The sequence below is a fragment of the Simplicispira sp. GW247-4R2A genome, from assembly GCF_059424465.1.
Genome location: NZ_JBWKZM010000028.1, coordinates 49,191 through 59,660 on the forward strand (window position 1 = coordinate 49,191; position 10,470 = coordinate 59,660).

Annotated in this window: 5 protein-coding genes; 1 reads left to right on the top strand and 4 read right to left on the bottom strand. The window is 68.1% G+C overall.

The window, feature by feature from the left end:
- On the top strand, nucleotides 1-366 hold the full coding sequence (locus tag AC07ZH_RS16765; protein ID WP_495200633.1) for a hypothetical protein: 366 nt from the start codon (nucleotides 1-3) through the stop codon (nucleotides 364-366).
- Here AC07ZH_RS16765 and AC07ZH_RS16770 read toward each other — a convergent pair.
- From AC07ZH_RS16770 to AC07ZH_RS16785, 4 genes are all read right to left on the bottom strand, one after another.
- The gene (locus tag AC07ZH_RS16770) at nucleotides 355-1,794 is read right to left on the bottom strand and encodes an efflux transporter outer membrane subunit (protein WP_495200634.1); all 1,440 of its coding nucleotides are present in this window, start codon (nucleotides 1,792-1,794) and stop codon (nucleotides 355-357) included. The two genes, AC07ZH_RS16765 and AC07ZH_RS16770, sit on opposite strands and share 12 nt — an antisense overlap.
- A complete protein-coding gene (locus tag AC07ZH_RS16775; RefSeq protein WP_495200635.1) occupies nucleotides 1,794-4,883 on the bottom strand; it encodes an efflux RND transporter permease subunit in 3,090 nt (1,029 codons plus the stop codon). The genes AC07ZH_RS16770 and AC07ZH_RS16775 overlap by 1 nt, the downstream gene beginning before the upstream one ends.
- 927 nt (nucleotides 4,884-5,810) lie before the next feature.
- Complete coding sequence (locus AC07ZH_RS16780; RefSeq protein ID WP_495200636.1) at nucleotides 5,811-8,960, bottom strand: multidrug efflux RND transporter permease subunit; 3,150 nt, start codon at nucleotides 8,958-8,960, stop codon at nucleotides 5,811-5,813.
- A 37-nt stretch (nucleotides 8,961-8,997) separates the two neighbouring features.
- A partial coding sequence (locus tag AC07ZH_RS16785; protein WP_495200637.1) for an efflux RND transporter periplasmic adaptor subunit occupies nucleotides 8,998-10,470 on the bottom strand: 1,473 nt, incomplete at its 5' end.

Genomic DNA, 10,470 nt, shown 5'->3' on the forward strand with positions numbered 1-10,470 from the left:
ATGGTGTTGAACTACCTCGATTTTGACTACAGCGAAGACGGCCACGGCAGCGCTAGCTGGGACGCCATGGCCTGCGTGCTGCCCGAGCGCCTGGACGCGGCGCTGCGCGAGGTGCAGGCCGTGCTCACCTGGGCATGCGCCGAATGGGGAGCGCCCGTTGAAGGGGACGCCGCGGCCGACTGGGACTTCGACCTGCAATGCCAGCAGGAGGGTGCGGGCGACCTGAGCGCGCGCTTCGACATCGAGACAGCCAGCCTGCAGCACCGCCCACCGGCCCTGGGCGGCGGGCGCTGCACGCTCACGCTGACGTTGAGCGCCACCCCAGCCTTTGGCGAGGCCCTGCAGGAACGGTTCTCAATCGGTTAAAGCCTGCTCGGGCCAGCCGCCCCCCAGGTTTTTCAACAAGGTGTTGACCGCCACCAGTTGCTGGCGCTGCAGCTCGATCAGGCTGCGCTGGCCCGCGAGCAGCGTGGCCTGGGCCGACAGCACGTTCAGGTAGCCGACGGTGCCCGCGCGGTACTGGTTTTGCGCCACCGCGAACGCTCGCTGGGCGGCCGCTATGGCAAGCTGCTGCGCCTGTGCCTGCTGTTGCAGGGAGGCGCCGGTACTGAGCGCATCTTCCACCTCTTGCAGCGCGGCAATGACCGCCCCCCGGTACGTGGCTGCCGCCAGGTCCACATTGGCCATGGCGCCCTCCACCGCCGCCGTGCGCGCACCACCGTCGAACAACGCCAGCGCCATTTGCGGCCCCAGCGACCACACCAAGTTGGGGGCCGAAATGAGCGATGCCAGGCTGCTGGCACGGTAGCCCGCACTGGCCGAGAGCGTGAGCGCCGGGAAAAAGGCGCTGTGCGCCACGCCGAGCTGGGCATTGGCGGCGGCCACGTTGAACTGGGCGGCAGCGATATCGGGGCGGCGCTGCAGCAGCTCGGCGGGCAGCGCCAGCGGCACGGCCGGCGGGTGGGGGAGCTGCGCCGACGGCGCCAGCGCAAAGTTGGCGGGCGCCTCGCCCACCAGCGCGGCCAGGGCGTGCCCCCATTGGGCGCGGGTGGCCTGCGCGTCCAGCCACTGGGCGCGTGTGCTCTGGTACTGAGACTCGGCTTGGTCAGCGTCGGACGGCGGGGCCACCCCGGCCTGCACACGGTTGCGGGTAAGCGTGCGGCTTTCGTCGTAGGCGGCGAGCGTGGAGGCCAGCAATTGCTCCTGCGCTTCGGCAGCGCGCAGGGCGAAATAGCTTTGCGCCACCAGCGCCTGCAGCGACAAGCGGGCCGCTGCCAGATCGGCGCTGCTGGCCTGGGCACTGGCCTGGGCGGCATCGACGCTGCCTGCCACGCGCCCCCACAGGTCCACTTCCCAACTGGCGTTCAGGCCCAGCGACTGGCTGTTGGCGGGGCTGCTGCCTGGCGTCGCCTGCGCGCGCTGGCTGCTGGCGGCCAGGCCCAGTTGCGGCAACAGCGGCGCACGCGCACCGGCCACGGCGGCCTGCGCGCCGCGCAGACGCGCAGCACTTTGCGCCAGGCCCGGGTTGCCGCGCTGCGCCTGGTCTTGCAGGGTGTTGAGCACCGGGTCGCCATAGCGCGTCCACCACTGGGCCTGCACGCCCTCCCCCGGCTGCGCCAGGTGCCAGAAACCGGCCTGGGCCGCAGCGCCCTCTTTCCACGCGGCGGGCACCGGCGCGGCGGGCAATGCCTGTCTGGGGGGTGCGGCGCAGCCAACAAGCAGGCAGACCAGGGCGATCTGAGCCAGTGGGATTCGCGACGGCACAAACAGGAACAGGCGAGGCAAAGCCAACATCAAACGGTCTCCAGGCGGGGTACGGCTGCAGGGCGGGGCGGCGTGCGCTGCACCCGCTGGCGCAGGCGCTCAAGCACCATGTACACCACAGGCGTGGTGTACAGCGTGAGCAACTGGCTCACCAGCAGGCCGCCGACCACGGCGATGCCCAGCGGCTGGCGCAGCTCGGCGCCGTCGCCCCGGCCGAGCGCCAGTGGCAGCGCACCGAATATGGCGGCCATGGTGGTCATCAAAATGGGGCGCAGACGCAGCGAGGCGGCGCGGTAGATGGACTGGGCAGCGCTGGCATGGCCACCGCGCTGGTGCGCCAGGGCGAAGTCGATCATCAGGATGGCGTTTTTCTTGACGATGCCGATCAAGAGGAACACCCCAATCAGCGCGATGAGGGAAAACTCGGTGTGAAACAGCATCAGCGCCAGCAGCGCGCCGACCCCGGCCGACGGCAGGGTCGAAAGGATGGTGAGCGGGTGCACCAGGCTCTCGTACAACACCCCCAGTACCAGGTAAATGGTCACCAGGGCCGCAAGAATCAGCAGCGGCTGGCTTGCCAGCGCCTTCTGGAACGCCCCCGCGTTGCCGCCAAAGCTGCCGCGCACCGACACCGGAACGCCCAGGCTGGCCACGGCCTGCTCGATGGCGTCGGTGGCGTCCGACAGCGACATGTTTTGCGCCAGGCCAAAGCTGATGGTGCTGGCGGGCGTGCCGCCCTCGTGGCTCACGGCCAGCGGCGTAATGGTGCTGCGCAGTTTGGCAAAGGCCGACAGTGGCACCTGCTGGCCGGTTTTCGAGATGAAAAAGAAGCCGTCCAGGGCCTTGGGATCTTGCAGGAAACGCGGCGCCGCCTCCATCACCACGCGGTACTGGTTGAGCGGGTTGTAGATGACGCCGACCTGGCGCTGGCCGAAGGCGTCGTTGAGCGTCGCGTCCACCTGCGCCACCGTGAGGCCCAGGCGCGCGAGGGCATCGCGGTCGATATCCAGCGTGGTCTGCTCGCCGTGGTCCTGCACGTCGCTGTTGACGTCTTCGAGCTGCGGCAGCGCGGCCAGGGCCTCGCGGATGCGTGGCTCCCAGGTGCGCAGATCGGCCACGTCGTCGGCCTGCAGCGTGTAGTCGTACGAGCCGCTGCTCTGGCGCCCACCAATGCGGATATCGCGCTGGGGCACCATGAACAGGCGCGCGCCGGGCTCGTCCTTGAGCTGGTTGCGCAGGCGGGCGATCACCGCGTCGGACGACTGCCCCCGCTTGAGCGTCATGAACATGGCGCCCGCGTTGCTCTGGCCGCCCCCGGTGAAGCCTGTGACGTTTTCCACCGCCGGATCGGCCTCCACAATGGCGAGAAACCGCTTGATGCGCCGCTCCATCGCCTGGTAGGAACTGGCCTGGTCGGCGCGGATAAACCCCATGATGCGGCCCGTGTCCTGCTCGGGCAGGAAGCCCTTCTCAATCGTGGCGTACAGAAATACGTTGAGCCCAATCACCCCCACCAGCGCGCCGAGCACCAGCGCCGGGTGGCGCAGGCACCACGCGAGGCTGCGGCGGTACAGGCGCTGGCTGCGCGCCCCAAACCGGTCCATGACCTGGCCCATGCGCGAAGGAGCGCGCACGGGCCGCGGGCGCAGCAGCAAAGCGCACAAGGTGGGCGTGGTGGTGAGCGAGACCAGCATCGAAATCAAAATGGCGGCCGACATGACGACGGCAAACTCGCGGAAGAACCGGCCCACCACGTCGCCCATGAACATGATGGGCACGAACACCGCCACCAGCGAAATGCTCATCGAGAGCACGGTGAAGGCCATCTCGCGCGAACCCGCAAGCGCCGCCTGCAGCGCGCTCTTGCCGCCCTCCATGTGGCGGGCGATGTTCTCCAGCACGGCAATGGCGTCGTCCACCACGAAACCCGTGGCAATGGTGAGTGCCATGAGCGAGAGGTTGTCCAGCGTATAGCCTGCCAGGTACATGACGCCAAACGCGCCCATGAGCGACGCCGGCACGGCCACGCTGGGCACCAGTGCGGCGCGAAAACTGCGCAGAAACAGGAACACCACCATCACCACCAGCGCCACGGCAAGCAACAGCGCACGCTGCACTTCGCGCACCGAGGCGCGCAGCGTGGGCGTGCGGTCGGAGACGATCTGCACATTGATGGCCGCCGGGATGGAGGCTTCGAGCTGCGGCAACAAGGCCCGCACGCGGTCCACCGCGTCCAGGATGTTCGCCCCCGGCTGCTTGTACACCTGCAGCAGGATGGCCGGCTTGCCATTGGCCACGCCGTAATTGCGCACGTCCTGCACGCCGTTGACCACGTCGGCCACGTCGCGCAGCAGCACGGCGCTGCCGTTGGCGTTCCAGCGCAGCACCAGCGGGGCGTAGTCAGCGGCCACGCTGGCCTGGTCGTTGGCACCAATTTGCCAGTAATGGTCTTCACGCTCCACCACGCCCAAGGGCCGCCGGCCGTTGCTGCTGGTGATGGCGCTGCGCACCTGCTCCAGCGAAATACCGTTGGCGGACAGGCGTGTCGGATCGAGCTCGACGCGCACGGCCGGCAGCGCGCCGCCGCTCACCGTGGCCTGGCCCACGCCCTCGACCTGCGAGAGCTTTTGCGCCAGCACGGTGGAGGCGGCGTCGTACATCTGCCCGCGTGTCAGCGTGGCGGATGTCAGCGCCAGGATCAGGATGGGCGAATCCGCCGGGTTGACCTTGCGGTAACTCGGGTTGCTGGGCATGCCGCTGGGCAGCAGCCTGCGCGAGGCGTTAATGGCCGCCTGCACGTCGCGCGCCGCGCCATCGACCGTGCGGCCCAGGTCAAACTGCAGCGTGACGCGGGTACTGCCCTGGGACGAGCGCGATGTCATCTCGGTCACGCCGGCAATCGCGCCCAGCGCACGCTCAAGCGGCGTGGCCACGGTGGCGGCCATGGTGTCGGGGCTGGCGCCAGGCAGGCTCGCAGACACGGAAATGGTGGGGTAATCCACCTGCGGCAGCGGCGCCACGGGCAGCAAAAAGTAGGCGACACCCCCCGCGAGCACCAGCGCCAGCGTCAGCAGCAGCGTGCCCACCGGGCGGTGGATGAAGGGGGTGGAGAGGCTCATGGCTGGCTTCTCCTGCAAGATTTATAGTGTCTTTGGCCGCTAGCGCTTATGGGTATTGCGCTGACAGCTATATTTTTTGACTTTTTGTTTTTGCTGAGGACGGAGGTCGGGGTGTGCGCCCGGCGGCGTAGGGTGGAATTGGGGTCAGATTCCAATTCTTTGCCTAATTTGAGGGCGGGAGCCGGGGTATGCGCCCGGCGGCGCAGTAACTTTCTCTTGGTCGCCAAGAGAAAGTCACCAAAGAGAAGGCGACCCTGCTGTCTGCGTCCCCTTCGCTGCGCTACGGGGCAACCTGCGTCGAAGCACTTGCGGGGTGCGCCGCATAACTCACTGCGCGCCTGCAGCGCTTCGTTCGGACAAATGCGGCGAGTCAGTTGACGAAGCATGCGCGCTCCGACGCGCATGTCACCCCGCAAGCACTCCGCCACAGGCGCATCCAGAAGGGGGTTGGGCACGACACGGGCCATCGCTGCGCTCGGCCTTGTTTTCGCGGCGCGCAGCGCCTGCCCCAGCGGGGCGGAGCGCAGCGATGGCCCGTATTGCCGGGGTCCCTTCTGGCCGTGCCGAGAAGCGCAGGGCGCGGGGCGGGCGTGTGCCGAAGGACACACGCCTTCGTTGACTGACTCGCTGCGGCTGTTTGAGCGAAGCGCGAAAGCGCGCAGCGAGTTCCGCAGCGCGCCCCGTGAACGAGCATCGCAGGTTGCCCCCGCGCGCAGCGTGGGGGTCACGGACAGCAGGGTCGCCCTTTCTTTGGTGACTTTCTTTCGGCGACGCGAAAGAAAGTTACTGCGCCGCCGGGCGCACACCCCGGCCTCCGCCCTCCAATCAGGCAAAGAATTGGAATCTGACCCCAATTTCAAGTTGCTATGTTTTTCGACTGCCTCACGCAAGCAAGACGTGCGCTGGCGGCCGATTTCGCCTAGAAAATCAGGCAGGTGCATGGCCCGATTCCTTGCGCGCCCGGCGCGCGCGCCAGCGTTCGGCGGCATGCTCAAACGTCAGATAAATCACCGGCGTGGTGAACAGCGTCAGCAACTGGCTCAGGATCAGCCCGCCCACCACCGTGACCCCCAGCGGAAAGCGCAGCTCGCTGCCCACGCCGCTGCCCAGCATCATCGGCAGCGCACCAAACAGCGCCGCCAGCGTCGTCATCAGGATGGGCCGAAAGCGCAGCAGGCAGGCCTCGGTGATGGAGGCGCGGGGCGTAAGGCCCCGCTCGCGCTGGGCGTCGAGCGCGAAGTCGATCATCATGATGGCGTTCTTCTTGACGATGCCGATGAGCAGCACGATGCCGATCACGGCCACGATGTCGAGCTCGGCCCCTGCCAGCTTGAGCGCCAGCAGCGCCCCCACCGTGGCCGAAGGCAGGGTCGAGAGAATCGTCACCGGGTGCACCATGCTCTCGTAGAGCACGCCGAGCACGATGTACATGGTGACCACCGCCGCCAGGATCAGCAGCAGCGTGTTCGACAGCGACGCCTGGAAAGCCAGCGCCGCCCCTTGAAAGCTCGCGTCGACTGCGGCGCCGACAGCGCCGTCGGCGCGTGCCTGCTCCAGCGCCTTTTGCACCTGGGCGACCGCATCGCCCAGCGCCACCCCAGGCGCAGCGTTGAACGACAGCGTCGCAGCCGGCAACTGGCCCACATGGTTGACGGCCAGCGGTGTGTGCCGCTCTTCGATATGCGCCACGGATGAGAGCGGCACCGGCGCGCCGCCCACCACCCCCGTTGTCGGCACGTAGATGCCGGCCAGTGCCTCCGGGCCGATGGCGAAGCGCGGTGCCACTTCCAGCACCACGCGGTACTGGTTGGACTGGGTGAAGATGGTGGATATCAGGCGCTGGCCAAAGGCGTTGTAGAGCGCGGTATCGATCGCCGCCACGGTGACACCCAGTCGGCCGGCCTGCGCGCGGTCGATGGCAACGTAGGCCTGCAAGCCCTGGTCCTGCAAGTCGCTGGCCACGTCCGAGAGCCCCGGCAGCGCGTGCAGGCGCTCCTGCATCGCCTGGGTCGCCGTCTCTAGCGCCGCGGCGTCGGGAGACGAGAGCAACAATTGGTACTGGGTGCGCGCCACGCGGTCTTCAATCGTCAAATCCTGCACTGGCTGCACGAACAGCCGGATGCCGGGCAGGCCCTGCGCGGCCGCCAGCAACCGCTGCTGCACCACGGGAGCCGCATCGCGCGTGCTGTGTGGGCGCAGGTCGATCAGCATGCGGCCGCTGTTGAGCGTGGTGTTCTGCCCATCCACACCGATGAACGAGGAGACGCTTTGCACCGCCGGGTCTTGCAGCAAGCGCTCGGCCACGGCCTGCTGGCGCTCGGCCATGGCGGCAAACGAGATGGATTGGTCGGCCTCGGTGGTGGCCTGCAAAAGCCCCGTGTCCTGCGTTGGGAAAAAGCCCTTGGGCACCCAGAAATAGAGCAGTACCGTGAGTGCCAACGTGGCCAGGAACACCACCCAGGTCAGCACGCTGTGATCCAGCACCACTTCGAGCATGCGGCCATAGGCGGCAACGGTGCGGTCAAAGAAGCGCCCCGTGGCGTGGAACAGCCGGCCGTGCTTCTCCGGCTCGGGCGCGCGCAGCAGCCGCGCGCAGAGCATGGGCGTGAGCGTCAGCGACACGCCAGCAGAGATCACGATGGACACCGCCATGGTGATGGCGAATTCATGGAACAGGCGCCCCACCACGTCGCCCATGAACAAGAGCGGAATCAGCACCGCGATGAGCGAAATCGTCAGCGAGATGATGGTGAAACCGATCTGGCGCGAGCCTTCGAGAGCGGCTTGAAGCGGGGTGAGCGGCACTGCCTCGGGATGCTCTAGATGACGGGCAATGTTCTCGATCATCACGATGGCATCGTCCACGACGAATCCGGTCGAAATCGTCAGCGCCATCAAAGTCAGGTTGTTGATGGAAAACCCAGCCAAATACATCACGCCCAAGGTGCCAATCAGCGAGAGTGGCACCGCCACGGCCGGGATCAGCGTGGCGGTGCCACTGCGCAAGAACACAAAAATGACCGCCACCACCAGCGCAATGGCCAGCAGCAGCTCGTACTGCATGTCGCGCACCGAGGCGCGGATGGTGACGGTGCGGTCGCTGAGTACCTGCACGTCAAGCGAGGCCGGCAAGCTGCTGCGCAGTTGCGGCAGCAGCGCCTGGATGCGGTCCACGGTGTCGATAACGTTGGCACCGGGCTGGCGCTGGATGTTGAGGATGACGCCGGCGCGGCTGCCCGTCGCCGGTGTGCCCGCCCAGGCGGCCAGGCGCGTGTTCTCGGCGTCGTCCACGGTTTCGGCAATGTCGCTGAGGCGAATGGGGGACCCATTGCGAAACGCCAGCACCAGGTTGCGGTACTCGGTGGCCGATTGCAGCTGGTCGTTGGCGTCGATGCTCGACGCTCGATCCGGCCCGTCAAAGCTGCCCTTGGCCTGGCGCACGTTGGCCGCGGCTATTGCCGCGCGCACGTCGTCCAGGCCCAAACCCAGGCCCGCCAGCGTGGCCGGGTTGACCTGGATGCGCACGGCCGGCCGGCGTCCGCCCGCCACCGCCACCAGGCCCACACCGGACACCTGGGAAAGTCGCGGTGCCAGGCGGTTTTCGACCAGGTCGTTGACGCGGATCACCGGCAGCGAGGGTGACGTGATCGCCAGCGTCATGATGGGCGCATCCGCCGGGTTGACCTTGCTGTAGAGCGGCGGCATCGGCAAATCGTTCGGCAGCAGGTTGCTGCCGGCATTGATGGCCGCCTGCACCTCCTGCTCGGCCACGTCCATGGCCACGCCCAGCGAAAAGCGCAGCGTGATCACCGAGGCGCCGCCCGAGCTGGTGGACGACATCTGCGTCAGCCCCTGCATCTGGCCAAACTGGCGCTCCAGCGGCGCGGTGACCGTGGCGGTCATCACATCGGGGCTGGCGCCTGGGTAGAGCGTGGTGACCTGGATGGTGGGGTAATCCACCTCGGGCAGGGCCGACACCGGCAGCAGGCGCAGCGCCAGCAGGCCGCTGAGCAGCAAGGCGAGCATCAGCAGCGACGTCGCCACCGGCCGCAGGATGAAAAGGCGCGAGATATTCATGCGAAAAGGACCCGCCGCAAGAGACCGGCCGAGGCGATCACGGCCGACCGGCCGACGCTGGGACCGAGGCGGACGCCGGGGCCGAGGCCGCAGCAGTGGCCGCTTCGACCGGACGGCTGGCCGCAGCCTTGGCCCGGCGCGCGGAGAGGAACGCGCGGCGCTCTTCAGGCGACATCGTGGCCAGCTTGGCGCGCACCTCGGGCGGCAGCGTCGAGGGGTCAAACCGCCGCGCCTTCACCACCGGCGCCGCGCCCGGTGCGGCGGGCGCGATGACATTGACCTTGGCGCCATCGCGCAGGCGGTCCAGCCCATCGGTCACCACCTTCGCCCCCACGGGAAGATCCGCCTGCACGCTCAGTCGATCGCCGTCCTGCGGGCCGGCGCGCACCGCTGTCCAGGCCACGGTGCCATCGTCCTTGACCAGGTACACATGGCCATTTTGCAAGGCCGTGGCGGGGACCGTGAGCGTATCTTTCAAGGTGTCGAGTTCAAGCTTGACATTGACGAACTGGTTGGGAAACAGCGCGCCGTTCTCGTTGGGAAAGGCCGCCTTGATGCGGATGCTGCCCGTGGCGGTGTCGATGGCGTTGTCCAGCGCACTGACCACGCCCGACCCCAGGCGCTGGCGCATCTCGCGGTCCCACAGCTCGACGGGCAGCGGGGTCTTGCTCGCCAGGCGCGGTGTGATTTGCGGCAGCAGGCCTTCGGGCACCGAGAACACGGCGTCGATGGGCCGCACCTGCGTGATGGTGACGATGCCGTTCGCGTCCCCCGGGGCCACCACGTTGCCCCGGTCGGCCTGGCGCAGGCCGAGGCGTCCCGAAATGGGCGCCGTGATGCGGGTGTACGAGAGCTGCAGCTGCGCCGCATCGCGCGCCGCACGGTCTGCGGCCACCGTGCCTTCGAGCTGGCGCACCAGGGCGGCCTGCGTGTCCACCTGCTGGCTGGCAATGGAGTTTTGCTGCTGCAGCTCGCGGTAGCGCGCCAGGTCCATGCGCGCGTTGGCCAGCAAGGCCTCGTCCCGGGTGAGCGCGCCCTGCACCTGGCCGAGCGCAGCCTGGTAGCTGCGCGGGTCGATGCGGGCCAGCAGCGTACCGGCCTTGACCTCGTCGCCTTCCTTGAAGTGCAGTTCGGTGAGTTCGCCCGACACCTTTGCCCTCACCACCGCCGTGGCGCGCGCGCTCATGCTGCCAATGGCGCTGACGCGCACCCGCAGGTTCTCGCGCCGCACCTCACCCACCGATACGGGCTGTACGGCCGGCCCCGCGAAGCGCCCGCCACGTCCGCCCGGCTTGGTCGCCTCAACACCCTGGGCCTTGCCGGCGCGCTGTTGCCACCACCAGCCGCCGCCCGCCAGCAATGCTGCCAGCAGCCCCAGGGTCAGCAGCAGCCCCCAACGCATGCGGCCGCGTGTAAATACGGGGAAGAAGTGGTAGGGGCGGGCAATTGGCATGGGCAGGCAACGCGGCAAAGCGGGGCAATAGCCTGCGATGGTAGCCAGCCGGCGCCC

Excerpts from the sequence above, each read along its gene's own strand:
- AC07ZH_RS16765 (WP_495200633.1), top strand. The coding sequence starts at position 1 with ATGGTGTTGAACTACCTCGATTTTGACTACAGCGAAGACGGCCACGGC.
- AC07ZH_RS16770 (WP_495200634.1), bottom strand. The coding sequence starts at position 1,794 with ATGTTGGCTTTGCCTCGCCTGTTCCTGTTTGTGCCGTCGCGAATCCCA.
- AC07ZH_RS16775 (WP_495200635.1), bottom strand. The coding sequence starts at position 4,883 with ATGAGCCTCTCCACCCCCTTCATCCACCGCCCGGTGGGCACGCTGCTG.
- AC07ZH_RS16780 (WP_495200636.1), bottom strand. The coding sequence starts at position 8,960 with ATGAATATCTCGCGCCTTTTCATCCTGCGGCCGGTGGCGACGTCGCTG.